This is a genomic window from Staphylococcus sp. HMSC13A10 (assembly GCF_001808005.1).
In the GTDB taxonomy this organism is placed as follows: domain Bacteria; phylum Bacillota; class Bacilli; order Staphylococcales; family Staphylococcaceae; genus Staphylococcus; species Staphylococcus pasteuri.
The window spans coordinates 90,740-116,781 of sequence record NZ_KV791863.1; the positions used below are offsets into that span (position 1 = coordinate 90,740).

At 32.1% G+C, this 26,042-nt stretch carries 27 protein-coding genes and 1 pseudogene; 19 read left to right on the forward strand and 9 right to left on the reverse strand.

Annotation, left to right across the window (positions count from 1 at the left end; all coding sequences use genetic code 11):
* Positions 1-50: 50 nt before the first annotated feature.
* Positions 51-1,106 (reverse strand): zinc-dependent alcohol dehydrogenase family protein, encoded by a 1,056-nt coding sequence (locus HMPREF3125_RS08500; protein WP_070453161.1) that lies wholly within the window; start codon positions 1,104-1,106, stop codon positions 51-53.
* A 215-nt stretch (positions 1,107-1,321) separates the two neighbouring features.
* Between HMPREF3125_RS08500 and HMPREF3125_RS08505 the strand changes: the two genes are divergently transcribed.
* From HMPREF3125_RS08505 to HMPREF3125_RS08520, 4 genes are all read left to right on the forward strand, one after another.
* Positions 1,322-1,729 (forward strand): acyl-CoA thioesterase, encoded by a 408-nt coding sequence (locus tag HMPREF3125_RS08505; RefSeq protein ID WP_070453164.1) that lies wholly within the window; start codon positions 1,322-1,324, stop codon positions 1,727-1,729.
* A 64-nt stretch (positions 1,730-1,793) separates the two neighbouring features.
* Positions 1,794-2,135 carry a thioredoxin family protein gene (locus HMPREF3125_RS08510; protein WP_046467000.1) on the forward strand — a complete coding sequence of 114 codons (342 nt, stop codon included), beginning with the start codon at positions 1,794-1,796 and terminating at the stop codon, positions 2,133-2,135.
* Between the two features lie 190 nt (positions 2,136-2,325).
* On the forward strand, positions 2,326-3,174 hold the full coding sequence (locus tag HMPREF3125_RS08515) for a YitT family protein (protein ID WP_070453168.1): 849 nt from the start codon (positions 2,326-2,328) through the stop codon (positions 3,172-3,174).
* Positions 3,175-3,252: 78 nt separating this feature from the next.
* Positions 3,253-4,227: an alpha/beta hydrolase fold domain-containing protein gene (locus HMPREF3125_RS08520; protein WP_070453172.1), complete on the forward strand. Its 975-nt coding sequence runs from the start codon at positions 3,253-3,255 to the stop codon at positions 4,225-4,227.
* A 56-nt stretch (positions 4,228-4,283) separates the two neighbouring features.
* On the opposite strand, the gene HMPREF3125_RS08525 is transcribed toward HMPREF3125_RS08520, so the two are convergent.
* Positions 4,284-4,613: a hypothetical protein gene (locus tag HMPREF3125_RS08525; protein WP_029056088.1), complete on the reverse strand. Its 330-nt coding sequence runs from the start codon at positions 4,611-4,613 to the stop codon at positions 4,284-4,286.
* 453 nt (positions 4,614-5,066) lie between these two features.
* Here HMPREF3125_RS08525 and pgsB point away from each other — a divergent pair, with 453 nt between their 5' ends.
* The 6 genes and pseudogenes from pgsB to HMPREF3125_RS08550 form a co-directional block, all read left to right on the forward strand.
* Complete coding sequence (gene pgsB / locus HMPREF3125_RS08530) at positions 5,067-6,224, forward strand: poly-gamma-glutamate synthase PgsB (protein WP_070453175.1); 1,158 nt, start codon at positions 5,067-5,069, stop codon at positions 6,222-6,224.
* Between the two features lies 1 nt (position 6,225).
* Positions 6,226-6,678: a poly-gamma-glutamate biosynthesis protein PgsC gene (gene pgsC, locus HMPREF3125_RS08535; RefSeq protein ID WP_002450119.1), complete on the forward strand. Its 453-nt coding sequence runs from the start codon at positions 6,226-6,228 to the stop codon at positions 6,676-6,678.
* Between the two features lie 26 nt (positions 6,679-6,704).
* Entirely contained in the window at positions 6,705-7,778 is a 1,074-nt protein-coding gene (locus tag HMPREF3125_RS08540; RefSeq protein ID WP_070453177.1) for a CapA family protein, read from the forward strand.
* Entirely contained in the window at positions 7,768-7,929 is a 162-nt protein-coding gene (locus tag HMPREF3125_RS12700; protein ID WP_017636560.1) for a hypothetical protein, read from the forward strand. Before HMPREF3125_RS08540 ends, HMPREF3125_RS12700 begins: the two co-directional genes overlap by 11 nt.
* 2 nt (positions 7,930-7,931) lie before the next feature.
* Positions 7,932-9,533 carry a gamma-glutamyltransferase gene (locus HMPREF3125_RS08545; protein ID WP_070453180.1) on the forward strand — a complete coding sequence of 534 codons (1,602 nt, stop codon included), beginning with the start codon at positions 7,932-7,934 and terminating at the stop codon, positions 9,531-9,533.
* 319 nt (positions 9,534-9,852) lie between these two features.
* Positions 9,853-10,029: pseudogene (locus HMPREF3125_RS08550) on the forward strand (IS5/IS1182 family transposase); the annotation flags it as partial.
* Positions 10,030-10,036: 7 nt separating this feature from the next.
* On the opposite strand, the gene HMPREF3125_RS08555 reads toward HMPREF3125_RS08550, so the two are convergent.
* Positions 10,037-10,702: an MBL fold metallo-hydrolase gene (locus HMPREF3125_RS08555; protein WP_070453183.1), complete on the reverse strand. Its 666-nt coding sequence runs from the start codon at positions 10,700-10,702 to the stop codon at positions 10,037-10,039.
* A 232-nt stretch (positions 10,703-10,934) separates the two neighbouring features.
* Between HMPREF3125_RS08555 and xylB the strand changes: the two genes are divergently transcribed.
* The 5 genes from xylB (at position 10,935) to HMPREF3125_RS12705 (ending at position 15,886) form a co-directional block, all read left to right on the forward strand.
* On the forward strand, positions 10,935-12,413 hold the full coding sequence (gene xylB / locus HMPREF3125_RS08560; RefSeq protein ID WP_070453186.1) for a xylulokinase: 1,479 nt from the start codon (positions 10,935-10,937) through the stop codon (positions 12,411-12,413).
* Positions 12,414-12,900: 487 nt separating this feature from the next.
* Entirely contained in the window at positions 12,901-13,944 is a 1,044-nt protein-coding gene (locus HMPREF3125_RS08565; RefSeq protein WP_070453189.1) for a PTS sugar transporter subunit IIC, read from the forward strand.
* 2 nt (positions 13,945-13,946) lie between these two features.
* Positions 13,947-14,627 (forward strand): L-serine ammonia-lyase, iron-sulfur-dependent subunit beta, encoded by a 681-nt coding sequence (gene sdaAB, locus HMPREF3125_RS08570; RefSeq protein ID WP_070453192.1) that lies wholly within the window; start codon positions 13,947-13,949, stop codon positions 14,625-14,627.
* Between the two features lie 12 nt (positions 14,628-14,639).
* Positions 14,640-15,539, forward strand: coding sequence for an L-serine ammonia-lyase, iron-sulfur-dependent, subunit alpha (gene sdaAA / locus HMPREF3125_RS08575; RefSeq protein ID WP_070453195.1), 900 nt, complete (start codon positions 14,640-14,642; stop codon positions 15,537-15,539).
* A gap of 173 nt (positions 15,540-15,712) precedes the next feature.
* The gene (locus HMPREF3125_RS12705; RefSeq protein ID WP_096807728.1) at positions 15,713-15,886 is read left to right on the forward strand and encodes a hypothetical protein; all 174 of its coding nucleotides are present in this window, start codon (positions 15,713-15,715) and stop codon (positions 15,884-15,886) included.
* A 36-nt stretch (positions 15,887-15,922) separates the two neighbouring features.
* On the opposite strand, the gene HMPREF3125_RS08580 is transcribed toward HMPREF3125_RS12705, so the two are convergent.
* Complete coding sequence (locus HMPREF3125_RS08580; protein ID WP_029056095.1) at positions 15,923-16,420, reverse strand: GNAT family N-acetyltransferase; 498 nt, start codon at positions 16,418-16,420, stop codon at positions 15,923-15,925.
* Between the two features lie 204 nt (positions 16,421-16,624).
* Here HMPREF3125_RS08580 and srtA point away from each other — a divergent pair, with 204 nt between their 5' ends.
* Both srtA and HMPREF3125_RS08590 read left to right on the forward strand, forming a co-directional pair.
* Complete coding sequence (srtA, locus tag HMPREF3125_RS08585) at positions 16,625-17,239, forward strand: class A sortase SrtA (RefSeq protein ID WP_070453199.1); 615 nt, start codon at positions 16,625-16,627, stop codon at positions 17,237-17,239.
* Between the two features lie 182 nt (positions 17,240-17,421).
* Complete coding sequence (locus HMPREF3125_RS08590; protein WP_070453202.1) at positions 17,422-18,228, forward strand: Cof-type HAD-IIB family hydrolase; 807 nt, start codon at positions 17,422-17,424, stop codon at positions 18,226-18,228.
* 57 nt (positions 18,229-18,285) lie between these two features.
* Here HMPREF3125_RS08590 and HMPREF3125_RS08595 read toward each other — a convergent pair whose 3' ends face one another.
* Positions 18,286-19,278 carry a D-lactate dehydrogenase gene (locus HMPREF3125_RS08595; RefSeq protein ID WP_017636549.1) on the reverse strand — a complete coding sequence of 331 codons (993 nt, stop codon included), beginning with the start codon at positions 19,276-19,278 and terminating at the stop codon, positions 18,286-18,288.
* Positions 19,279-19,557: 279 nt separating this feature from the next.
* Between HMPREF3125_RS08595 and HMPREF3125_RS08600 the strand changes: the two genes are divergently transcribed.
* Both HMPREF3125_RS08600 and HMPREF3125_RS08605 read left to right on the forward strand, forming a co-directional pair.
* Positions 19,558-20,220, forward strand: coding sequence for an NAD(P)H-dependent oxidoreductase (locus tag HMPREF3125_RS08600; protein WP_046467009.1), 663 nt, complete (start codon positions 19,558-19,560; stop codon positions 20,218-20,220).
* A gap of 274 nt (positions 20,221-20,494) precedes the next feature.
* Positions 20,495-21,988, forward strand: coding sequence for an aldehyde dehydrogenase family protein (locus HMPREF3125_RS08605; RefSeq protein ID WP_070453205.1), 1,494 nt, complete (start codon positions 20,495-20,497; stop codon positions 21,986-21,988).
* 95 nt (positions 21,989-22,083) lie between these two features.
* Here HMPREF3125_RS08605 and HMPREF3125_RS08610 read toward each other — a convergent pair whose 3' ends face one another.
* From HMPREF3125_RS08610 to HMPREF3125_RS08625, 4 genes are all read right to left on the reverse strand, one after another.
* Positions 22,084-22,890, reverse strand: a complete 807-nt coding sequence (locus tag HMPREF3125_RS08610) for a VOC family protein (RefSeq protein ID WP_017636546.1) — start codon at positions 22,888-22,890, stop codon at positions 22,084-22,086.
* Between the two features lie 137 nt (positions 22,891-23,027).
* Complete coding sequence (locus HMPREF3125_RS08615; protein WP_017636545.1) at positions 23,028-23,309, reverse strand: GNAT family N-acetyltransferase; 282 nt, start codon at positions 23,307-23,309, stop codon at positions 23,028-23,030.
* Positions 23,310-23,436: 127 nt separating this feature from the next.
* The gene (gene aldA / locus HMPREF3125_RS08620) at positions 23,437-24,864 is read right to left on the reverse strand and encodes an aldehyde dehydrogenase (protein WP_070453208.1); all 1,428 of its coding nucleotides are present in this window, start codon (positions 24,862-24,864) and stop codon (positions 23,437-23,439) included.
* A gap of 92 nt (positions 24,865-24,956) precedes the next feature.
* Entirely contained in the window at positions 24,957-26,006 is a 1,050-nt protein-coding gene (locus HMPREF3125_RS08625) for a YkvI family membrane protein (protein WP_046467012.1), read from the reverse strand.
* Positions 26,007-26,042: the final 36 nt, after the last annotated feature.

Sequence of the window (26,042 nt, forward strand, 5' to 3'; positions counted from 1 at the left end):
TAAAAATCCTGACTGTAAAAATGCAGTCAGGATTTTTTATATCTAAAGGATTATGCTTCTATAATATCATTTTCAATTAATAATTTAATCGCTTTATGGTCAGTAGCATTTCTAAATAAATCATATGCGTTTTCAATCTCGCTTAACTTACTATAGTGAGTAACGAGTTGTTCAGGTTGTATGATTTTACTTTTTAATGCTTCTAATAGTTCTTCTGTAGTATTACCTGAAACTAAACCAGTAGAGACATTGATATTTTTGATCCATAATTTGTCGATATCAAATTGCACTGGTAAACCGTGAACACCGACATTAGCAATTGTACCGTCGACGCCAATTAATTTTTGACATAAGTCAAAAGTTTGTGGAATACCTACAGCTTCAATAGCGACATCGACGCCTCGATGATTGAGCTCATAGACTTCTTTAATAGCTTGTTCAACATTACTAGAATTGATAGTATGTATCGCGCCAAGTGATTTAGCAGTTTCCAAACGGTTATCATCTAAATCAATCATAATAATTTTTGACGGATAATAGAATTGTGCAGTTAATAATGTAGCTAAACCGACTGGTCCAGCACCAACAATAGCTACAGTACTACCGGGTTTAACCTTTCCTTTTAATACACCAATCTCATAACCAGTTGGTAAAATATCTGAAAGCATAACTAAAGCTTCATCTGGTAATGAGTCAGGTGCATGATATAACGAGTTATCTGCAAAAGGAACTTTAACATATTCTGCTTGTGTACCATTAATTAAATGTCCTAAAATCCAACCACCATCATTTTCGCAGTGTGCATAAATGCCTTTTTTACAGTAATAGCATTTACCACAAGAAGATACTGCAGAGACAATGACTTTATCTCCAACTTTAAAGTTGTTCACATTAGATCCAACTGATTCAACAATACCGATACCTTCGTGACCAAGTGTTGTATTTTCAGGTACTTCTGGAGTATCACCTTTGATAATGTGTAAGTCTGTACCACAAATAGTCGTTTTGACCATTCTAATAATAGCGTCAGTACTTTCTGTAATGACTGGCTTTTCCTTATCAATTAACTTTGCTACACCAGGTTTTGAGTAATTATAGGCTTTCATAGGAATCCCTCCATTTTAATGTGAATGATTTCACATCTATTATACCATAATTTAAAATTTTTGAATTGTTTTATATTAAAATAATGATTATAAATAATAGAATAATATAGTTATAAAAAAGAGACCCGGTAAACATGTTAAAGTCCACAAAGATGAAAATAATGTTTAAATAGCTTAAAATAGACATGAATATAGATATAAGGGAGAAATTAATAATGGATACTGAAGAAGGCAAATTAATTGTTGATACAGAGATAGAAATAAATGGATATGATATTGATGCAATGGGGATTGTAAGTAATATCGTGTTTATAAGATGGTTTGAAGATTTACGTACCATTTTTATTAATCAATATATGAATTATTCAGAAATGATATCTAAAGGCATTTCACCAATTTTAATGAAAACGGAAGCGGATTATAAAGTACCAGTAACGATACACGATAGACCGAGAGCACGTTGTTGGATGATTAAAGCAAGTAAAATGAAATGGATATTCAAATTTGAAATCTCATCTGAAGATAAAGTACATTGTATAGGTTACCAAACAGGTGGTTTTTATGATTTAGAAAAGCAAAAAATAACGAAGTTACCTCAAGTTTTTCAAGATATAATGAAATAAAGTGAAAATTCGTACTTATATTAAAGATGATCTGTACTAATTTTAACTCGAGAGGGTGTATGGTATGACTGAGACAATTCGAGATGTAGCACAATTTAAAACTTTCATTAATCAACATCCATTAGTTGTAGTTCATGTGATGAGAGATCACTGTAGTGTTTGTCATGCCGTGTTACCTCAAGTGAAAGACTTATTACAAGAAACGTTTCCTCAAGTGAAATTAGCTATTATTAATCAAAATGAAGTAACAGATATTGCAGGAGAATTATCTATTTTTACCGTACCTGTAGATTTAATATTTATGAATGGTAAAGAAATGCATAGACAAGGTAGGTTTATTGATTTACAAAAATTTGAACGCCAGTTAACACCGATGTATGAACAAATATACGAAAGTTCAAAATAATAAATAGGTTTACAGACACTCGAATGAAATTAATGTTCGAGTGTTTTTTTATATACTAAATTCTCATTATACGATTTAACCCGAGTTGGTGGGACGTGTAATAATTAAGTGTTATGATAGAAAACGTGTGAAATTTTTATATAAAAATACGATAGTAACGATTTAAGCAGTGTTACAGAAGGAGGCTAAAATGGCAAAACATTCTCGTACTTATCATATTAAAAATACAGTTTTCTGTCTTGTAGGAACACTATTAATTGCGCTCGGTGTAAATAGTTTTGTGATACCTGGTAACCTTGGTGAGGGCGGCGCTATTGGTATGTCCCTTATATTAAAATATACCCTAGGTTTATCACCGGCGCTTACATCTTTCCTCATTAATGCTATTTTAATTATCATTGGTTGGAAATATTTGAGTAAAACGACGGCAATTTATACAGTGATTACGATTACAGCCAGCTCCATTTTTTTAGATTTAACTAAAAGTTTTAGTTTAGGAATTAATGAAAACTTTATTAATACAGTCTTTGCTGGTGTATTAATCGGTATAGGTTCAGGCCTAGTTATTGCATCACGAAGTACATTAGGTGGTACATCGGTCATTGCACGTATTATAAGTAAATATTCAGAAGTTAAAACATCCCAAGCGTTATTTATATTAGACGCATTGGTAGTACTATCATTTTTACTAGTGTTGCCTATCACTAATGTACTATATACAATCGTTATGCTATTTATTGTCGAAAAAACGATGGCATTTGTAGTAGAAGGATTTAATCCTAAAAAAGCAGTAACAGTTATTTCAGATCACAATAAAGATATTAGTTCTGAAATATACCAAGCTACTGGAAGAGGATCAACATTGTTAGATGGTAAAGGTGCTTATCAATTAGATAATACAGATATATTATATGCAGTAGTATCTCAAAGTCAGATTGCTACAGTAAAGAAAATTGTTAACCGTTATGATGACAATGCATTTCTTGTTATTCATGATGTAAGAGACGTTTTAGGTAACGGATTTATGAATATTAAATAAACTTAAAAAGACTTTTATAACGCGAAAAATTCGAAATTATTATATTATAGAAGTAAAGGATAAAGGAGGTGGATTTCAATGTTCAAGAAAGTTCTAGCTGTGATAAGTTCTACTTTAGTAGGTAGTATATTATTCGCTAAAGTCAAAGAACAGAGAAGTTATCGTAGTTTCGTTCAAGAAAAAATGATGCGATTAAATGGAATGAAAAGCACGTTCGATAGTGTTGAAGGCGCTAAAAAAGCACTTGAAAAGACCAAAGATGAAACTGCGGGTAAGTATGCAGGTACTAAATATGAATTTAACCATAACGTTAGTATCCAAGATTACTTTGGTTCATTAGTTTATGTTGTTAACAATCAAGGTGACCGACAACAAAGGACAGTATTATATATTCATGGTGGCGCTTGGTTTCAAGATCCTTTAGATTATCACTTTGAATTTATAGACTTACTTGCAGAAACGTTAGACGCTAAAATAGTAATGCCTATATATCCTAAAGTGCCACATAGAGATTATATAACGACAGAGGTACTCCTCCATAAAATTTATCAAAATTTACTTAATAAAGTAGATAATCCGGATCAACTTATTGTTATGGGTGATTCAGCAGGTGGTCAAATTGCCTTATCATTTGCACAATCATTAAATGATAGATCATTACCACAACCAGGACATATTGTATTATTATCACCTGTGTTAGATGCTACATTTAGTAATCCAGAAACGAAAAAATATGAACAAATAGACCCAATGTTAGGTATTGATGGAAGTAAATACTTAGCAGGTTTATGGGCAGGGGATACGCCTTTAGATGACTATAGAATTTCACCTATTAATGGTGATATAAACCATCTCGGTCACTTGACTATTGTCATAGGTACTAAAGAAACATTATATCCTGACGCGCTTAAATTATCCCAAATGCTTGATCAAAAAGGGATTGAACATGAATTTATACAAGGTGACAATTTGTTTCATATTTATCCTATATTTCCTCTTCCGGAAAGAGAAGACGTCTTGAATCAACTTAAACAAATTATTATAAAAAAATAACCCTACTCCTTATAAAATGAGTGGGTTTACATTGAGTATAACAGCGAATTCATTTATCAATATGTTTGATAATTTGAATTCGCTGTTTTGTTATCTATTTGTTTTGATTGATGCTGATTTGAGTCTTTAGAATCAACATTTTTATAATTTGTAGATGTATATGAATGTTCTTTTGATGAAGCATCTTCATTTTTTAAACTAGAGTCTACGGCTTCATCGCTATTACGTGTTTTATTATTTATTTTAGTGTGATCTGTATCTAATACAGAATTGCTCATGTCTTTTCCTTGTAAACTTCCAACTAGAATGAATGATAAGTAAAGTGTTGTCACTATTAAAATAGCTGCTAAATAAATTCCAATAGCAAATTTAACTGACTTTTCCATTCTTCTCCTCCTAAGGTCTGAGTAACTACACTCTTAATTTAACATTTGTTTTTTAATTTAATGTAAATTCCTAGTAAAAAATATATGTCTTTCTCAATACAAGGTATGTCAAGGCTAGTAACCAAATACAGTCTAAATGATTAACAATATGTCCTATTCTGCAAGTAAGCCTTTACATTTATTTACATTATTTTAATGGTTAATTAAAAGAGTTAAAACTGAATCAATAACCAAATGATAGTCTACTACTATAAGTTATAGATAAGTAATTTTTTATTTTAAGTTTTAAGTGAATATTTAATACATATTGACTTTTGATTAATTGTTTTTATAAGATTTATATTAATGGAAACGTTTTAATAATTGGATAGATTTTTTTCATACTTTATAGAGAAAAATAAATTTCCATTCCATTAACAATTCAATATACATAGAAAAGAGAGGGATTGTAGCGTGATTCTCATAACAATATGTGTTGTGTTGATTCTATGGCTAGGTATTAAAGAAAAAAGGCGCCATGCGAATCGACTTAAGAAAATCCCTATACGAATTAATATTAATGGTATTCGAGGTAAATCAACTATTACTCGAATGGCATATAGTGTATTGAGAGAAGATCACTATAGAGTCATAGGGAAAACAACAGGAACAGACGCACGAATGATGTATTGGTTTACTCAAAAAGAGTATCCAGTAATAAGAAAACCTCAAGGTGCCAATATAGGTGAACAAAGAGATATCATTCGTAAAGTTGTTAAACAAAAAGCCAATGCACTTGTAAATGAATGTATGGCTGTCAATCCTGACTATCAAATTACATTCCAGAAGGACTTAGTAAAAGCTAACGTGGGCGTTATCGTTAATGTAATGGAAGACCATATGGATGTATTAGGACCGACACTAAAAGATGTAGCACAAGCGTTTACCGCAACCATTCCTTATAAAGGGAAATTGGTTGTTATGAAAGATGAGTTTACAGACTTTTTTGCTAAAGAAGCTAAAAAACGTAAAACAGAATTAATTGTTGTTGATAAAGATAAAATACCTGAATCATACTTAAGAAAATTTGATTATTTAGTCTTTCCAGATAATGTGGCTATTGTATTAGGCGTTGCCCAAGCAGTAGGCGTTGATAGTGAAACAGCGTTAGAAGGAATGTTAAATGCGCCTGCAGATCCAGGTGCAGTTAGAATTAAATATTTCCATGCAAATAACACGAAAAATGTTTTTGTTAATGCATTTGCTGCTAATGAGCCAAAATCTACGAAAGCGATATTAAATAAAGTAGAATCATACAATTATCCTTATAGTAAGAAAATCGTCATATTAAATTGTCGTTCAGATAGAATTGATAGAACTAAATTGTTTGTTGAAGATTTCTTAGAAGATGTGGAATACGATACGCTTATCTGTACCGGAAAAAGTACACAAATGGTATCAGATTTGATGCATCGATTACCTGATAAGAAATATTTAAATTTTGAAGGACAAGATTTTACAGAAATAGAAAAAGCTATTATGAAAGAAGCGGACAATGCACTTGTCTTTTGTGTAGGTAACATACACGGACCAGGTGGAAGAATAGCGGAATTCATAGAAGGGATAGAATAAAATGATAGGTTCAGAATTATATTTCTCCTTATTTGTAGGTGTTGTTCTCAGTCTTATATTCGCTGAGAAATTTGGTATTAATCCAGCAGGACTGGTAGTACCTGGTTATTTAGCATTAATTTTTGATCAACCCATCATGCTTTTATCAGTATTAATTATCAGTTGTTTAACATTCTTTATTGTAAACAACGGTATTAGTAAATGGGTTATTTTATATGGTAGAAGAAAATTCGCTGCCATGATTTTAACAGGTATGGTATTAAAATTTATATTTGATTTGATATATCCATTAACCCCATTTGAAATGGTCGAAGTGTCTGGTATTGGGGTAGTTATTCCTGGTATCATCGCGAACACAATTCAAAAACAAGGTGTTGTAATAACATTATCATCTACTATGTTATTAACATGTATTACATATGTCATCTTGTTCTTATACAGTTTTATTAATTAATCAAGAACAAGGAGCGCGTAATTACAATGAAAAAGAAAAAACGATTAACACCAAGCGAATGGTTGCTCAAACAATCTAAACGTCATAAACGTAGAAACACTTTATACACAGCCATAGTTCTTCTTATCGCTTTAGTATTAATAGTCTTCGCTATTCGCGCAGTTAAAGTGGTACCTGTGAAAAGTGATGCAAAAGATCCAAACAGCGTTCGCATGACCTATTTGGGTAATATCACATTAAATAAACATATACGTCAAAATAATCTCAATGGTGTATTTTCAGGGTTACAAGAGCCACTGAAGAATAGTGACTTTTCAACGGCATCATTGTTAGTGAATGACTTTGCTAAGGATTCTAAGAAAGAGATTGAGAAAAATTTAGAAAACATCATGTTCTTGAAAAAGCAGAACATTAAAAGTGTAAATTTAATTAATCAGACTGCAGATAATGTTACTGCAAGAGACTTGATGGAAAAGGTAGAATCGCAAGCTGGGTATAATTTCCTAACGGGGAATGGATCTAACCCTATTAATAGTAAAACCGTGCAACAAGATGTTAAAGGTAAGAAAATAGCTAATGTATCATTTACAGATGTAGAATCAAATTATGCAGAACCACTTAAAAATACGACATCTATCAGTTTGGATCCAGATATTTTTTATCCATTAATTAAAAAATTAAAACAAAATAATGATTATGTAGTAGTTAATGTTGACTGGGGAATTCCAAACGAAAGAAACGTTACAGATCGTCAAAAAGAATATGCGCATGCTTTATCCAAAGCAGGAGCAGATGTGATTATTGGACATAATTCAGTTATTCAAAAAGTCGAAAAATACAAGAACACTCCTATTTTTTATAGCCTGGGAAATACAACATCAGATGATTTCTTATCGAAAAATCAAAAAGGTATGGTTGTACAAGATGATTGGAAAGATAAAAAACATAAGTTCCATCTCACACCAATTCAATCGAAAGACGGTAAAATTTCTGAAGATGATATGAACAAAATGGATCAAAGACGTTTTTACAATAATATTAAAGACCAATCAATTGATTTAAAAAAAGCTGACGATGGAGGTTATACATTTGAATATTAAAAAACATTGGCTGCCGATCACTGTAATCGTTATTGTAGTAATTATTTTCCTACTCGTCATATTCGCAAGAGCAAATGAAGGTTTAGATAGTTATGAACAGCAAGAATTGAAAAATGGAGAACAGCAATATCTTTCAAAAGGGGCAAGTTAGGAATGAACATATATAATAAAGCAACCTTGACTGTCATATTAATCTTGACCATCATTATTTCGTTTGTATTTTACTATTTTACGAAAGATGAAAAGATTGATAAAGATAAACTATACGAGAACAAAATAACAAATCATAAAAAGGCTGGAAATAAAAACTATGGTGTGGCATCTAACAATGCGATTGCCACTAAAATAGGTAATAAAGTTATTGAAGATGGTGGAAATGCAACAGACGCTGCATTCGCAGTATCATATGCATTAGCGGTTACTGAACCTCATTCATCTGGTCTAGGTGGTGGTGGCGCCACATTAACTTATGATGGTTCAGAAGGCCAAGTACCAAATTTATATGAATATAAAACATATTCTTCTTATAACTATAAACAAGGAGATAAAATTGGTACGCCTGGTTTCGTAAGAGGTATGCATGATATGCATGAAAAAGAAGGTAAGATGGATGAGAAGAAACTCTTTGGTTATATTATTCCACTTGCTGAAGATGGATTTGAAGTAGATTCAGAATTAGAACGTAGTTTGAAAATATATGGTTCTAAAATTGATCGTAATTCACCATTCTTTAAAGGTAAGAAAACGGTCCGTGAAGGCGATGTTGTTAAACAAGATAAACTAGCGGATACATTAAAGAAAATTCGTGATAAAGGTCCAGATTATTTCTATAAAGATGTAGGTAAAAGTATCTCTAAACAATTGGATAATCAATTAACAGAGAAAGATTTCAATACATTTAAAACTGAAAAGAAAGAACCAGTAAGTACAGAGTACTTAGGAAACAAAGTTTATTCAGCTTCAAATCCTCTAGGAGGAACATTGACACTACAAGGATTAAAAATAGATGAACAAGAAAATCAAGGTACTGCTGATCGTAATAGCTACATTAAAGGTATATTAGAATCTCGTGATGTTATGTATAGCAATCGTGACATTGTAAATGGTGCGGAACCTAGTAGCGAAGAACATTTATCAGATGATTATTTACTAGGTGAATTGAACAAAGTAAATGTAGGTACAACAGCTGAAGGTGGAAGTGATTTTAATCCAATTCAAACAGATAATACTAGTACAACACACTTTGTTGTTATTGATAAGCAAGGTAAAGTTGCGAGTACTACCAATACATTATCAAGTTACTTTGGTTCAGGTGACTTTATGAAGGAAGGTTTCTATATGAACAACTCATTAGGAGACTTCTCTAAATCTCAAGCAAGTCCTAACTATGGTGAAAAACATAAAGCACCACGTTCATTTATTTCGCCATCAATTATAGTAGGTACAGACTTCTATATGGGTATTGGTACTCCTGGTGGTAACAAAATTCCCACAATGTTAAATGAAGTCATTGTCGATTATTTAAGAGGTGACGGTACCTTACAAGAAGCGGTCGACAAACCAAGATTCTACAATGATGGTGGTACCATTTATTATGAAAATGCTACGAGTGACGAAGACTTAGAGATTTTCAAAAATCTTGGATATGGTGTGAAGGAAAAACGAAATGATCCAAACTTTGGTAGTGTACAAGGAGCAGTATACGACAAGAAAAGTAAGAAAGTAGACGTCGGTTCAGACGTTGGTAACAGATAAGATATATCTACAACAGGCTGTGAAATAAATACTAAAATAATAGCACTAAGATGATTTATTTTAATCATCTTAGTGCTTTCTTTATACCCAATACTTCGTATTGTATGGCTTCGCTTTCCGAGGGTACAGTTTCAGCCAGAAATACTACACAGATAAATCTGTGAGAATTTCTAAGGTCTTCAACTAGTACTGTTCCCTCAGGAGTCTTGCCATAAATACTACGTATTTATATGTAGTTTTACATTAAAAAACTTTGGGAAAATAAGGCACTTTCGTATAATTTAATAAACATCACTAAACTAAATAAACGAAGTGACTTATGTATAAAGATTATAACATGATTCAACATACGCTACCTATGGAAACTTCAGTCCATATTCCCACAAATGATATGTCGCGACATGTTAATGAAATCGTTGAAACAATTCAACTTAATGAATTCGATGAATTCAAACATTATCGTGATGCTACGTCATATCACCCTATTTTTCTTTTATACTTTATTAAACATTTTCACCATTACGTACTCGATCAATAATATTTTGGACTTGTTGGCGCTTTTCTTCATCATTTTTTACATAGTAGGCAAGTGGTCCTTCTTTGATTGTGACCCAAGGAACAAGTACATCGAAATCTAATTCTTTAATCATTTCAAGGCTCTGTATTGATTGTTCTCTGTCACTTGAACCTAGAATAACTGTACGCCATTGATCACCTTCAAAGCATAGGAAATCACCAGTGAATAAATAGCGATGTTTACCATTATCCCATAAATATAATGTTGTTCCAGTTGTATGGCCAGGGGCTGGAATCACTTCTAAATCATCATATAACATTTCGCGTTGATTTAGATAACCTTCGACAGGAATACTAGGTTTTAAAGCTGAAGCATCATTTTCATTTATAAAATAAGGTACATCAATGCTTTTGCTACCACCTAAAGATTCATGATCGTGATTCATTAACACTTTATCTGCACCGCCTAAAGCGTTAATATCCTTTTCTGATTCTTTCAAATGAGAAGAATGATAAATGATGACATTTTCAGAATCTCGTTGTAAAATTAATGATTTAAATTCAAATCTAGAGTCGAAAGGTAATTCAGTTGTTGGTGTTGCATAAAGTCCCTCATCAATATATTTTAAATGTTCAAATTGATTATGATTCATATACATTCATCCTTTGTGAGTAGATTTAATTTGATTTATTATATTTACCCTTTTTATTTGGAAAGATTCTTATTAATGAATAACATGTCTAATTAACATTAAATAGACAGTTTTTAGTGTGTATATTAAGATGAAACAATATGAAATATTAATTAGATAGAGTTGTATTGATTATCTAAGGCAACACCAGTAACTAGATTGTTTAATGTTATAAAATAAAGGTGTGAGATAAATGGATGAAATAGTTCTCGGAGTAGATTTAGGCACAAGTTCTGTTAAAGTGATAGCAGTAAATCGACAAGGTAATGTTCTTGATGTGACCAATTCATCGTTATCATTAATACAAGAACATAATGGTTACAGCGAACAAGATCCTGAAGAATGGTTTCAATCAACAAAAGATGCCATCTCTAGTTTACTAGCATCTTCTAAAATGAAAGATACCGTAGTCAAAGGTATGTCATTTTCAGGACAAATGCATGGTTTAGTCATGATTGACCAACAAAGTAACGTATTACGAAACGCAATATTGTGGAATGATACAAGAAATTCAGAGCAATGTAAGCAAATTATCAACAAATTAGGTAATAGAGTAAATGGTAACCCTGTTTTAGAAGGGTTCACATTACCGAAGATGTTATGGGTGCAACAACATGAGCCAGATATTTGGGAACAGGTTGATCGCTTTATGTTACCTAAGGATTATTTGCGTTATCGACTTACTGGTCAAATTCATATGGAATATAGTGACGCTGCTGGAACATTGTTATTAGATCCTAAGACTAATCAATGGAATAAAGATATTGGCGATAAGTTTGAAATTGGTGATATATATCCGCCACTTATTAATTCACATGAGAGTGTAGGCTATTTATTACCTTCAATTGCTAATGAGCTAGGTTTAAATGAAGACGTAGCTGTTTTTGCTGGTGGTGCAGACAATGCATGTGGTGCCTTAGGGGCAGGTATTATTCATGATAGAGAAACGTTGTGTAGTATTGGTACGTCAGGTGTGATATTAAATGTAGAACATCAAAGTGTAACAGAATATGGAAATAATCTTCATTTCTTTAATCATGCGATTCCTAACACTTATTATGCGATGGGCGTAACTTTAGCAGCAGGTCATAGTTTAAATTGGTTAAAAGATACGTTCTTTGAAAATGAAAGCTTCGACAACCTTATAAAACTAGCATCACAATCTAGGATAGGTGCCAATGGATTGCTATTTACCCCATATATAGCTGGAGAACGTACACCACATGGTGATGCACTAATTAGAGGAAGTTTTATTGGTATCAGTGATCAACATCAACATTCAGATTTTGTTAGAGCAACGATTGAAGGCATTACGTATTCACTGTATGAATCTATACAATTGATTCGACAAGACGGTAAAGACATAAATGCCGTAGTTTCTATCGGTGGCGGATCAAAAAGTGATTTTTGGTTACAATTACAAGCTGATGTTTTCAATGCATCGGTTAAAAAATTAAAACACGAAGAAGGACCAAGCATGGGAGCTGCTATACTTACAGCATATGGATTAGGTTGGTATAACTCTATTGAAGAATGTGTTGAGCAATTTATTCAAACAGATACAACGTTCGAACCTAATATAGACAGACATCATCAATATCAATATTATTTCAATATATATAAAGATATCTATAAACAAACTAAAGACATAACAGCAAAGTTAATTCGATAATATAAATTATGAAGTGGCGTGGTGCAAAATGAAATTTGTAACCACGCCGTTTTATTTAATTATGGTAATTATTAATGGAATGAGAAGGTATGAAACGTTTTGATTAAGTGTAAAACCTTACTATAATGTAAAATCCACTTTATAATTATTTATTACACAAATTTGTGATAAAAATCTCTAAAAAATTGTGAGCAATTTGTTACAAATTTAGTGTATAAGCGTTAGAATAGTTAAGTCGCCATTAAGGTTGTAAAAATGTTACACGAAATAGAGTGATTTTACAATTAGATTTATTTTCATGTAAAATACAAACCACTAATAGAATTACTATATAAACGTATTAAGTTTATATAATGTGCATTTTACAATTAATTCGTGAATGATTTCACATTTTAGTCTTAATTAAACCTTTTTAGTTGTTGAAATCGCTTTCTTAAGGGTGTACGATAACTATGGCTTAAAAATATAAAAGTGAGGTTTTGGGGAAATGAATATTATCTTAGGAGTGGGTACGTTAGTATTAGTACTTGTAATTATGACGCTATTCTTAAAATTCGCGCCATACGGTAAACAGGGGTTGCAAGCTTTATCAGGAGCTGCTTGTGCAACGTTTTTACCTCAAGCGTTTTTAAGTTATGCAATTGGTGGCGTATTCCACATTAAATTTTTGCAAGAAATTGGTGATTTAGCAGGAAGCTTAAGTGGTATAGCAGTAGGTATACTAACTTGTTTAAATTTAGGCGTATCTCCAGTGTTTGCAGTTATTGTTGGTTTAGTATTACATGATTTCAAATTATTACCAGCATTTATTGCAGCGTATATTATGGCTTTTGGAATTAAATTAATAGAGAAAAAAGTTCCAGAAGGACTAGATTTAATTGTTGTTATTTTATTGGCTCCAGCAATTACATTTGGTTTAGCAAGCGTTATTACACCAGGAGTAATGGCTACACTTAAACAAATTGGTAGTGCGGTAACTTCAGTTGGCGACAATAACCCATATGCACTAGCAATTATCTTAGGACTCGTAATACCAGTAACAGGTATGACACCATTAAGTTCAATGGTATTAACAAGCTTATTAGGACTAACAGGAGTACCGATGGCAATTGGTGCAATGACATGTATGGGAAGTTCATTTGTAAACTACGTATTATTCAGTAGATTACACATTGGTGGTAAATCTAAAGCATTTGCAGTTGGTATTGAACCATTAACTCAAATTGATTTAATCGCACAATATCCAGTACAGCTTTACGGTTCAAATGCAATAATAGGTATGGTTAACGCTTGTATCGTGACATTCATGGGCGTAGTCATCGGCGTTAAAGGTATGGCAACACCAATTGCTGGTGCGATCGTATTATTCGGTTTCAACCAACCAGTTAGAGCGATTATTACAATTGTAATTGTAGCTATTGTAAGTATAATACTAGCGTTTATCATGAGTATGATTATTAAAAAATTCAATTTAATGAATTTAAGTTTAAATGTACCGAGCAAAAAGAACAAACTTAAGGAGAGTGTTTAGTGATGGCTAAAAGCTATGATTATCAAAGTGCGTTTGACATTATTGGACCAGTTATGATGGGTCCATCAAGCTCTCACACAGCCGGAGCAGTAAAAATCGGAAACTCAGCAAGAGCAGTTTTAGGCGATGTACCTAAAAGTTTAGAAATTCGTTATTATGAATCATTTGCCAAAACACATCAAGGACATGGTACAGATGTTGCAGTTGTCGGTGGTGCAATGGGTTATAGTACATTTGATAATAGAATTAAAAAAGCATTAGACATCGCAGAAGAAGAAGGCATTGAAGTAGATATTATTGAAGATGAAGGAGAAAGTATTGGAGAACATCCAAACTGTGCTTTCATCAAAGCTAAAGATGCAAACGGACGCTATATAGAAGTTATCGGTATTTCAATTGGTGGCGGAACTATCAAGATAAAAGGTATCCATGTTAATGGTTTAGAAACGAAAATGAATCATGGTTTACCGATTTTAACTGTAGATGGACCGGCAGATAAAGCGCAAATCAATCATTTGATTAACGATTTAAACGATATGTCAATTGAATACAAAGATGAATTAACTCAAATTAATGATGATAAAAGCTTAGTAGTGTTACCATTAAATAAAGCAATCAAAGAATCAGCATTAGACTCATTAAGAGACAAATACAGTGATTTTACCGTTTCCTATATTAATTAAGGGGGATTCAAAATGTTTGATTCAATTAGAGAAACTATAGATTATGCAGTTGAAAAAGATATGTCCTTTGCAGAAATCATGATCCAAGAAGAAATGGATCTTAAAGGACTTTCACGTGATGAAGTACGTGAAAACATGAGACAAAACTTAGAAGTAATGAGAGATGCTGTAGTTAAAGGTACGACGGGCGAAGGTGTAGAAAGTGTTACAGGCTATACTGGACATGACGCAGCAAAACTACGTGATTATAACGAAAATAATCATGCGCTATCAGGCCATGAAATGATTGAAGCAGTTAAAGGTGCGGTAGCAACTAATGAAGTCAATGCAGCAATGGGTATCATTTGTGCAACTCCTACAGCTGGTTCGTCGGGTACAATCCCAGGCGTACTATTTAAATTAGAAAAAACGCATAATATTACTGAAGATCAAATGGTAGATTTCTTATTTACAGCAGCTTTATTCGGAAGAGTAGTTGCTAATAATGCTAGTGTTGCAGGTGCAACAGGTGGTTGCCAAGCAGAAGTAGGTTCTGCATCAGCAATGGCAGCTGCAGCAGCAGTAGCAATTTTTGGTGGTTCTCCAGAAGCATCAGGTCATGCAATGGCATTAGCTATCAGTAACTTGTTAGGTCTAGTTTGTGACCCAGTTGCTGGACTAGTAGAAATTCCTTGTGTTATGAGAAATGCAATTGGTTCAGGTAATGGGTTAATTTCAGCTGACCTTGCATTAGCAGGTGTTGAAAGTAGAATACCTGTTGACGAAGTGATTAGCGCTATGGATAAAATTGGTAGAAATTTACCAGCATCATTACGTGAAACTGGTTTAGGTGGTTTAGCAGGAACACCAACTGGTGAAGAAATTAAACGTAAAATCTTTGGTGAAGCTGAAGATATGGTAAAAAACAACTAATTCATCAATCATAATTTAGCACTTAAGTGCCGGATAACTCTGGTACTTAAGTGCTTTTTCATATGTTTTTATTAATATATGGAAATATAATCATTTATTTTTTCTGAAAATTAAAAAAACTTATTGCAATTGCACATCCCAATAAATAAAATAATTTTAAAGGGGCTGGTGCAATGCTACGTTTAACTTTAATTTTTATAGCATTCATCATTAACACAACGATAACGTATTTGTGGACATCAGAGGGAACTTGGGTAAATTTATTATTCAAATCATTATCGCTAAGTATGATCATTGTGTTCATGTTTTATTACATTCGTTTTGTTATTGAAAATAGGGAAAGCTAGTGAGGTTAAGTAATGGATATTCAATCTGACTTAATCTCATTTTATGTTATATAAATCAAGTTGATAAAAAGCAAGATCAAGCCATTGTTCAAATTTATAACCTACTTGCTTAATAGTGCCAGCATGATTGAAATTAAATTTCTCATGTAATTTTATGCTACCTATATTTGAAGCATCTATACCTGCAACAATTGTACGATAGCCACTTTGTTGTGCTTCCTCAATTAATTTTGATAATAATTGTGACGCAATACCACTATTTCTATAGTCAGGGTGAACATAAATTGAATGTTCAATACTATATAGGTATGCAGGCCAATCTCTGAAAGAACCATAAGTTGCAAATCCTTGAACGATATTATCTTCTTCAAAAACAAAAACAGGTTCATTTTTCTGTTTTTTATTTTCAAGCCATTGAATACGTTCTTCTATAGTTGTGGGTTCATACGTATATACTGCAGTAGTATTAATAATCGCATCATTATATATAGTTAATATAGCCTCTAAATCTGATTTTTGCGCTTCTCTAATCATCTTAATCACCTCTCAATCAATTAGAAACTATTTAAATAAAGATTGCAAGGTTTATATATTTTGAATTTTGTATCATTACATGAAATCAAAATTTTATTCAAAGATGATGTAGTGAACAATGTTTAATGATATACTAAAAACAAAATAAAAGTATAACTAAATTTGGTCTCAATGATATCGTTTTTAGTTAAAGGAGAAACATTTATGAAAAAATGGACAAATCGATTAATGACTATAGTCGGTGTCATTTTAATATTAGTAGCAATATATTTATTTGCTAAACCTCATATTGATAATTATTTCCATGAAAAAGATAATAGCGATAAAATCGAAAAATATGATAAAACAGAAAGTAAACAAAACAATCATTCTAAAAATAAAGCAGTGGAAATTCCTAAGGATAAATCTAAAATGGCTGGATATATTAAAATACCAGATGCTGAAATTGAAGAGCCAGTCTACCCTGGGCCAGCTACACCAGAACAATTAAATCGTGGTGTTAGCTTTGCGGAAGGTAACGAATCTCTAAGCGATCAAAATATTTCTATTGCAGGTCATACATTCACTGACAGACCACATTATCAATTTACTAATTTGAAAGCTGCTAAAAAGGGAAGTAAAGTTTACTTTAAAGTAGGTAATGAGACACGAAAATATAAAATGACAAGTATTAGAGATGTTGATCCATCTGATGTGAAAGTACTAGATGAACATAAAGGTGAAAAAAATCAATTAACATTGATTACTTGTGATAATTATAATAAAGAAACTGGAGTTTGGGAAAAACGTAAAATATTTGTCGCGAAAGAAATTAAATAGAAAAGATATTTAGATGATGAACAACTTCTTATGAATCAATGGTGAAGGTGTTCATCATTTTTATTTTTCAATAATGAAAGTAATTTCAAATTGTGAATATAGTTTCAGTCTGGATAGGTCATCTTCATTGTCTTTGAAATGTTGTCTATAATTAGTATAAAGATGAGATAGGGGGACTACATGTGATTAAAGCAATTGCCGTTGATATGGATGGGACATTTTTAGATTCAAAAAAACAATTCGATAAAGAACGTTTCGAACGAATTTTTAAAGCATTAAAAAGTAAAGGCATAGAATTTATAGCTGCTAGTGGAAATCAATATGCAAAGTTAAAGTCTATTTTTGGTGAGAGAGACATGTTTTTTATTGCAGAAAATGGCGCAGTGATATATAAAGGTAACGAATTATATCAATATCGAAGTTTTAATCATCAAGATTATCAAGACGTCATTGATTATTTAAATTTAGAAAGACAAATTAATCAATTAGTTGTATGTGGTTTAGAAAGTGCCTATATTTTAGAAGACACACCAGAAGATTTTAAAGAGGATACAAAATTTTATTACCATCAATTAAGCGAAATATCCCAATTACAAAATTTACCTGAAGATGAATATGTCAAAATAGCTTTAAACATTAATAGAGAAACACATCCACAATTAGATAAAGATTTACAAGAACGTTTCCCAGAAACTATCAAATTAGTATCAAGTGGTCATGATAGTATTGATATTATTATGCCAAATATGACAAAGGGACAAGCTTTACATAGATTGCTTGAATTATGGGGATTAGAACCTTCTGAATTGATGGCTTTTGGTGATGCAAATAATGATAAGGACATGCTAGAACTAGCGCAATATAGTTATGTCATGAAAAATAGTCAAGACGCCTCATTGTTTGATATAGCGTATGACGTTGCACCAAGTAATGATGAGCAAGGCGTGTTAACAACAATTGAAACAATGGTACTTGATAATCATAAATAATAAAAATGCGACGAAGTGACTCTAAATGAATCACTTCGTCGTAGTTTATTTATATACTTAATTTAAACGTGTATCACAAGTACCTGTATTGATAACTGATAATGAAGCATTTAATCCACCTTCTACAAGATTTTGAACGGCTTCATCAGAGAAGAAAGCGATGTGAGGTGTTAATAAAATATTTTCATTTTCAATGAGTTCTAATAACGTTTCATCTTCAACTTTTTTATTAGTCCAATCAAATGTGAAGTAAGGTGATTCAAATTCATAAGTATCAACAGCTGCTCCATATAAAGGACCATTATTAACAGCGTCAATTAAAGCTTTTGTATCTAATACGGCACCACGAGCAGCATTAACTAGCACGGCACCTTCTTTTACTTTGGCAAACATATCTTTATCAAATAAGTGATAGCTATCTTTATTTGCTGGTACATGTAAAGAAATAATATCAGCATCTTTAATAGCTTCTTCTACTGAATCTTTGTACTCTAAGAAATCGAGTGACTCATTTGGATAAGCATCATAACCAATGATTTTTGCACCGAAACCAGCATAGATTTTCGCAGTTGCTGCACCAATACGTCCAGTACCGATAATAGCTACAGTCATGTTTTTAACAGGACGTGACATAATAGGTGCTGCCCAAGTGAAATCGTGATTTTGTACACGTTTTTCAATAGCAGGGAATTTACGTACTAATTGTAATGCTATTGATACAGAGTATTCAGCAATAGTTTCAGGTGAATAACTAGGTACATTTGAAATAATGATACCGTGCTTTTTAGCTAATTCTAAATCGTACATATCGAATCCAGCAGTTCGCTGTGCAATTTGTTTAATGCCATAAGATTCTAATTTAGGATAAACTTCGTCTTCAAGTTTACCGAATTGCATTGTCGTAACACCATCATAATCTTTAAGTTGATCAACAGTGTCTTTGCTAAGTAATTCAGGTGAAGTAGTGACTTCTATATTATTCTTTTTACCCCAGTTTAACGCCATTTCTTTCTCATATTCTCTAGTACCGAAAAACATTATTCTTGTCATAATGAAATTACCCCATTTCAAAAATTATAAAAAGTAGTTTAACAAATAGTATGATATAAAAAATAAGTAAAACTATAACCTACATCCACATTATATTGTGAATCTTTTCACAAATCAAGTTAAAAATTAGTTTTTTTGAAATCTGAATAGAAATAGTTTTATATGTTTAATTACAAATGTATGTTAACAAGCATTAAAATATTAATTAGTTCAATTATTTTAGAGAGGGCATCTTTTAAGATATAATATCCATAATAATAATAATATGGAGGTACCTTTATGAGTAATATGAATCAAACAATTATAGATGCGTTTAATTTTAGACATGCAACAAAACAATTTGATCCTGAAAAAATCATTCCAAAAGAAGATTTTGAAACAATTTTGGAAGCGGGAAGATTGTCACCAAGTTCATTAGGTTTAGAACCATGGAAGTTTGTAGTTGTGCAAAATAAAGTATTGAGAGACAAATTGAAACCTTACAGTTGGGGCGCTCAAAAACAACTTGATTCAGCAAGCCATTTTGTAATCGTACTTGCGCGTAAAAATGTAACGTCTCAATCTCAATTCGTTCAAGATTTAGTAAAAGGTGTTAAAGGTTATAAGGAAAGTACACTACCAGCAGTTTATGAAAAATTTGATAATTTCCAAACTAATTTCCATATTAATGATAGCGAAAGAACATTGTTTGATTGGGCAAGTAAACAAACATACATTGCTTTAGCAAATATGATGACAAGTGCAGCGCTTTTAGGTATTGATTCTTGTCCAATGGAAGGCTTTGATTTAGATGAAGTGACAGCCCTTTTAAAAGATGAAGGTATTTTAGATACAGATCATTTTGGTATTTCTGTAATGGCAGCATTTGGTTATCGTGCTGATGAGCCGCCACACGGTAAAGTTCGTCAAAATTATAACGATGTCATTGAGTGGTTTGAGTAAATAAATATTTTTAAGTGAAGAAAGAGCGGTGAGAAATAATTCGATTTAATTATTATTTCAATCATCGCTCTTATTTTGGGTTGATGAATAGAATCATATGTTGCAGGGTAAACTTAAAGTGTACATCCTTGTGAGCACATTATTTTTTAATCATAGCGTATGGATGTAGAATGATAACTAAGGAAGAGTAAACGTTTACATTTTCGATATAACTTTATATATTGTTTAATACATTTCCTACAGTATTTCAAAAATTATAAAAGGACGGGATACGATGGCAAATATTAATGTAAGAGATTATATAGATGAAAGCTATGGCTTATTTATAAATAACGAGTTTCATAAAAGTGAAAGTGGAGAAACATTAACAGTTTCTAATCCAGCAAATGGAGAAGAATTAGCTCAAGTAGCTAAAGCAGGTAAAGGTGACGTTGATAAAGCAGTAGCAGCGGCGACTGAAGCTTTTGATGCTTGGAGTAAAATCTCTAAAGAAGAACGTGCTGACTATTTATTAGAAATTAGTCGTAAAATTCATGACAATGCTGAACGATTAGCAACTATCGAATCATTACAAAATGGTAAACCGTATCGTGAAACATCTACTATAGATGTACCAATGGCGGCTAACCAATTTAAATATTTCGCAAGTGTTTTAACTACTGATGAAGGTTCAGTTAATGAAATTGATCATAATACTATGAGTTTAGTAGTAAATGAACCAGTTGGTGTTGTAGGTGCAGTTGTGGCATGGAACTTCCCAATTTTACTTGCATCATGGAAACTAGGACCAGCACTTGCTGCAGGTAATACTGTTGTTATTCAACCTTCATCATCTACACCTTTAACATTAATTGAATTAGCTAAAATATTCCAAGAAGTATTACCTAAAGGTGTTGTTAACGTATTAACTGGTAAAGGTTCTGAATCTGGTGATGCTATATTCAATCATGAAGGTGTTGATAAATTATCATTCACTGGTTCTACAGACGTTGGTTATGGCGTAGCTAAAGCAGGTGCTGAACGTATTGTACCAACTACATTAGAACTTGGTGGTAAAAGTGCTAATATCATCTTTGATGACGCTAATATTGATCAAGTTATTGAAGGTGTTCAATTAGGTATTCTATTCAACCAAGGTGAGGTATGTAGTGCTGGATCTAGATTACTTGTCCAATCATCAGTTTATGATAAATTATTACCAAAATTAAAAGAAGCATTTGAAAATATTAAAGTAGGTGACCCATTTGCAGATGATGTTAAAATGGGAAGTCAAACTGGTGAAGAACAACTAGAAAAAATCCAAAACTATGTCAAACTAGCTGAAGAAGATTCAAGTGCTAACATTGTAACAGGTGGTCATCGCCTTACTGATAATGGACGAGATAAAGGTTTCTTCTTTGAACCAACAATTATAGAACTAAAAGATAATAGTCATCGATTAGCACAAGAAGAAATTTTTGGTCCTGTACTAGTAGTAGAAAAATTTGACGATGAACAAGAAGCAATTGATATTGCTAATGATTCAGAATATGGACTAGCTGGTGGTATCTTTACAACTAATTTAAACCGTGCATTAAATGTAGCTAAAGCAATGCGTACAGGTCGTATCTGGATCAATACGTATAACCAAATTCCAGCTGGCGCACCATTCGGCGGATATAAAAAATCAGGTATCGGTCGTGAAGTTTACAAAGACGCAATTAAAAACTATCAACAAGTAAAAAATATTTATATCGATACTTCAAATGAAACTAATGGATTATATTAATATATATTAATACTTTCTGAGGTTTGTGAATATATAATAAGAGCCAGTCCAAGACTTAAACAATGTCTTGGACTGGCTTTATGTTTATATTGAAGTTATTGTTGTGGTACTTTTGATTCATCTGAATGTAATTGTACAGTAAGTCCTTCAGGTGAAGTTAAAATTTCGCTTGATTGATTAGGTTTATAAATATCAAATCCAGATAATCCATAGCTATTATCATTATCTTCACGTTTTTTACTTGATTGCCAAGTGTTAGCAGCTAAATGATGATGATATTTATTAGTAGACATAAATAGTGCTTGTGGGAATTTAGAAATATGTTCAAAACCAATTTGATCTATATAGAATGATTTAGCATCTTCTAAACTATTAGTTTTTAAATGTAAATGTCCGATTTTAGCACCATCTGGCATACCATCCCAGCCATCTTCAGTTCTTTCTAATAATAATGTAGGTCCATCAACTTCTAAAGTATCCATTTTGACGAATCCGTCATTCCAAATCCAACCATCTTTTGGACGGTCACTATAAATTTCAATGCCATTTCCTTCTGGATCAGCGAAATAAAGTGCTTGGCTTACAAGATGATCTCCAGCACCAATTCTCATACCTTTATTAGCTACGTAATATAAGAAGTTAGCTAAGTCAGTATCAGTAGGAAGTAAGTAAGCAATATGGAATAGTCCGGCTTCTGATGCACTAGGTTGTCTGCCATCTTTAAGTACATTTAAAGTTAAAGTGTGTCCACTTTTACCAATTGCCAGAATAGCTTGTTCGTCGCTTTGTGATAATACATTAAATCCTAAAATGTTTGTATAGTAATCAATCATTGTGTTTAAATCTTTGACGTTTAAATTAATATTTGTAATTTGTGTTGCAGTTTTATCATGAAATGTCATAGTTAATTCCCCGCTTTTCTCTCTTTTGAATATATTTATTATAACCGATATAAAAAGTATATTCAAGATAAAAGTTTAAAAAAGAGGGATAAATTGAAATAAACATTTATCCCTCTTATTACTTCTACTTTATCAATTTAACCTAAATATACGTCTTGTACGCTATCATCTTTTTCAAGAACATCTTTTGCGAATGGACAAGAAGCAATAATTTTTAAATTGTTTTTACGAGCATAGTCTACAACTTGATATACTAATTTTTTTCCAAGTCCTTGTCCACCAAGTTCATCAGAAACACCAGTATGATCAATATCAATTTCATTATTATCTGCAGTTTTAAATGTGATTACTGCTTTAGGATCGTTTTCATCTTCGCCAACATAAAATTTATTTGTACCTTGTTTAATTTCTTCAGCCATAATTCATCGCTCCTTTATTGTGTATATAGTATATTTATCACTAAATAAAAGTTTAAAACATTTGCTATATAAGAATAGAGATTAAATTGAAGTGCTAGATAAAATTACAGCAGAGCATTTAAACAATTTAACTATATCTAATATAAGAAACGGTAGTATTATAGTATTCCTCGAAACCATGAATACCATCTGCGCCACCTAGACCAGATTCTCTCCAACCAGCATGGTAGCCGTTAACAACTTCTTCAGCTTCACAATTGGCATATACTTCACCAAATTTTAAACGTTCAGTTGCCGTCATGACTTCTGATAAATCATTTGAGAATATATAAGAAGAAAGGCCAGCGTTTGTATCATTAGCGTCTTCAATAACTTGATTAAAGTCATTATATGTTGTGATTGCTAATACAGGTCCGAATATTTCTTCTTTAAATGCACTATCTGTTTGTTTAACATTATCTAAAACAGTAGGAGCATAGAAATAACCAGGGTGGTCTAATTTGTGACCCCCTAATACAAGTTTAGCTCCATTATTAACAGCATCTTGTACTTTTTCGTCAATGCTATTTAATTGAGTTTCATTAATAATAGCACCGAAATCTGTTTTTTCATCAAGTGGATCTCCTACAGTTAAAGATTCCATTTTAGATTTTACTTTTTCTACAAATTCATCATGAACGTCTTCATGTACAAATATTCTCTCAGGACATGTACATACTTGGCCTGCATTTTTAATACGAGCAGTTACAATATAATCCACAGCTTTATCAATATTTGCATTTGGCGTTACGAGGACAGGGGCGTTTCCACCTAATTCTAAGTTTACCTTTTTAACTGTGTTTGCTGCATTTTCAAATACGGCTTTACCGGCACGCATGCTACCAGTTAAAGATATTAATTTGATATCTTTATGTTGTGCTAATTGTGTACCAACAGTTTCACCAGTACCTGGGACGATTTGGATTAAACCTGCAGGAATCGTTGAAGCTTTAAAAATTTCAGCTAAACGTAGGGTAAGTAATGTTGTTTCTTCACTAGGTTTAATGACAACAGAACAACCTGTTACAATAGCAGGAATGACTTTACGTAATAATACTAAAATAGGAGCATTCCAAGGTACAATACCAGCTGTTACGCCGATAGGTTTTTTAGTGAGTTGAATAGTTTCATTTTCTACACTGTTTTGTAAAACTTCGCCTTTATTACTCATGCTTAAACTAGTCATATAATCAATAAATTGAACAGATTTATCAATTTCGCCTTGAGCTTCGGCTAATGTTTTACCTTGTTCTTTGACGTAAAGTTGTGCAAGTTCTTCTTTATTTTGTTCAAGTAATGGGATTAATAATTTAACATGTTCGGCACGAGTTGGTTGCGGAACTTTTTCCCACTCTAATTGTGCATGTTTAGATTTCTCGATGGCTTCATTAACTTCCTCAGTAGTCGCAAATGTAATCGTATCTATCTTTTCACCAGTTGCTGGATTAATTACATCCATTGTTTCGTTTGAATTACTTTCTATAAATTCATTGTTTATAAATAATTGATTAGTCATATAACATACCTCCACTTGAAATATTCCCTAAAAGTCAGTGATTAAATATTAAAATTAAATTTAGACATAAAAAAAGTTAGAGCAACAATGCTCTAACTTTTTGTGAACCCTTTATAGAATATAGGTATGAGGAGTATAAATCCAAATAACCCCATAATAGGGAATACTTTTCCAATAAGTGATATAAATCCAACGAAAGTGCATATAAACGTAATGAATGCCATTGTGATAATCAATATATAATAACGTTTCGAGAAGGGTTTACTAAATCTAGCAGCAAAAGCATACATAAGTCCTACTACTGTATTATAAATTACTAAAATCATAATGACTGACATAATTAGTCCAATGGATGGTGAAATATTTTTAGCTAATAATAGGGAAGGTAACGCAACATCTTTAATTTGATTAAATTGAGTTACAAGACCTAAATTAATCATTAATATTAAAAATGTGATGATGACACCGCCTATTAGTCCGCCATACGTTGCTGACTGACGATATTTTAATTTGCCACCCATAACTGAGAAGAAACTGAACGCAGCCGCAATTTGTAAACTAGCATAATTGATACCATCAAACCACCATCCAGGTGAAATAGATTTATGATGATTTGAGTATTGGTTAGCTGCATTAAAGTTAAGATGACCTGATGCAAAATAATAAATAGCTATCATTGTTACAACTGCTACTAGAAACGGTGTCACTCCTCCTAGTACTGCAATGAGACGATCAAATTTTAAAAATAATGTTGATAATATAAGAATGACTAGTAATAATGAACTCAGCCAGTATGGAACGTTGAAGCTCTCATGAATAGTAGAGGCTCCGCCAGCTGTCATTATAATAGCTAATGAAAATAAAAAAACAGTTAATATTAAATCAAAGACTTTAGCAATCATTGGATGTAAATAATAATGTACTGATTCTGAATGGTTACCTGATTTTAGTCGATAACCTGTCTTTAAAACAAAGATTCCGCCTAGAGTAATAATAGTTCCTGTTACAATGATGCCAGCTAAACTATAAACACCATGGCTAGTGAAAAATTGGAATATTTCTTGACCAGTCGCAAATCCTGCACCTACGACAACGCCTACAAATGCGAAAGCCACTATAATGGACTCTTTAGCTATATTCATTTATGTTCTTATCCCTTCATGTCAAAATTAATGAGA

What these genes read in the sequence shown, in the direction of transcription:
- HMPREF3125_RS08580 (WP_029056095.1), bottom strand. Translation starts at nt 16,420, where the DNA reads ATGATTAGAGAAGCGCAAAAATCAGATTTAGAGGCTATATTAACTATA.
- HMPREF3125_RS08515 (WP_070453168.1), top strand. Translation starts at nt 2,326, where the DNA reads ATGGCAAAACATTCTCGTACTTATCATATTAAAAATACAGTTTTCTGT.
- HMPREF3125_RS08525 (WP_029056088.1), bottom strand. Translation starts at nt 4,613, where the DNA reads ATGGAAAAGTCAGTTAAATTTGCTATTGGAATTTATTTAGCAGCTATT.
- HMPREF3125_RS08540 (WP_070453177.1), top strand. Translation starts at nt 6,705, where the DNA reads ATGAAAAAGAAAAAACGATTAACACCAAGCGAATGGTTGCTCAAACAA.
- HMPREF3125_RS12705 (WP_096807728.1), top strand. Translation starts at nt 15,713, where the DNA reads ATGCTACGTTTAACTTTAATTTTTATAGCATTCATCATTAACACAACG.
- xylB (WP_070453186.1), top strand. Translation starts at nt 10,935, where the DNA reads ATGGATGAAATAGTTCTCGGAGTAGATTTAGGCACAAGTTCTGTTAAA.
- HMPREF3125_RS08565 (WP_070453189.1), top strand. Translation starts at nt 12,901, where the DNA reads ATGAATATTATCTTAGGAGTGGGTACGTTAGTATTAGTACTTGTAATT.
- HMPREF3125_RS08510 (WP_046467000.1), top strand. Translation starts at nt 1,794, where the DNA reads ATGACTGAGACAATTCGAGATGTAGCACAATTTAAAACTTTCATTAAT.
- HMPREF3125_RS08625 (WP_046467012.1), bottom strand. Translation starts at nt 26,006, where the DNA reads ATGAATATAGCTAAAGAGTCCATTATAGTGGCTTTCGCATTTGTAGGC.
- HMPREF3125_RS08520 (WP_070453172.1), top strand. Translation starts at nt 3,253, where the DNA reads ATGTTCAAGAAAGTTCTAGCTGTGATAAGTTCTACTTTAGTAGGTAGT.
- sdaAB (WP_070453192.1), top strand. Translation starts at nt 13,947, where the DNA reads ATGGCTAAAAGCTATGATTATCAAAGTGCGTTTGACATTATTGGACCA.
- HMPREF3125_RS08555 (WP_070453183.1), bottom strand. Translation starts at nt 10,702, where the DNA reads ATGAATCATAATCAATTTGAACATTTAAAATATATTGATGAGGGACTT.
- HMPREF3125_RS08545 (WP_070453180.1), top strand. Translation starts at nt 7,932, where the DNA reads ATGAACATATATAATAAAGCAACCTTGACTGTCATATTAATCTTGACC.
- HMPREF3125_RS08615 (WP_017636545.1), bottom strand. Translation starts at nt 23,309, where the DNA reads ATGGCTGAAGAAATTAAACAAGGTACAAATAAATTTTATGTTGGCGAA.
- aldA (WP_070453208.1), bottom strand. Translation starts at nt 24,864, where the DNA reads ATGACTAATCAATTATTTATAAACAATGAATTTATAGAAAGTAATTCA.
- HMPREF3125_RS08595 (WP_017636549.1), bottom strand. Translation starts at nt 19,278, where the DNA reads ATGACAAGAATAATGTTTTTCGGTACTAGAGAATATGAGAAAGAAATG.
- srtA (WP_070453199.1), top strand. Translation starts at nt 16,625, where the DNA reads ATGAAAAAATGGACAAATCGATTAATGACTATAGTCGGTGTCATTTTA.
- sdaAA (WP_070453195.1), top strand. Translation starts at nt 14,640, where the DNA reads ATGTTTGATTCAATTAGAGAAACTATAGATTATGCAGTTGAAAAAGAT.
- HMPREF3125_RS08600 (WP_046467009.1), top strand. Translation starts at nt 19,558, where the DNA reads ATGAGTAATATGAATCAAACAATTATAGATGCGTTTAATTTTAGACAT.
- HMPREF3125_RS08500 (WP_070453161.1), bottom strand. Translation starts at nt 1,106, where the DNA reads ATGAAAGCCTATAATTACTCAAAACCTGGTGTAGCAAAGTTAATTGAT.
- HMPREF3125_RS08505 (WP_070453164.1), top strand. Translation starts at nt 1,322, where the DNA reads ATGGATACTGAAGAAGGCAAATTAATTGTTGATACAGAGATAGAAATA.
- HMPREF3125_RS08610 (WP_017636546.1), bottom strand. Translation starts at nt 22,890, where the DNA reads ATGACATTTCATGATAAAACTGCAACACAAATTACAAATATTAATTTA.
- HMPREF3125_RS08605 (WP_070453205.1), top strand. Translation starts at nt 20,495, where the DNA reads ATGGCAAATATTAATGTAAGAGATTATATAGATGAAAGCTATGGCTTA.
- pgsC (WP_002450119.1), top strand. Translation starts at nt 6,226, where the DNA reads ATGATAGGTTCAGAATTATATTTCTCCTTATTTGTAGGTGTTGTTCTC.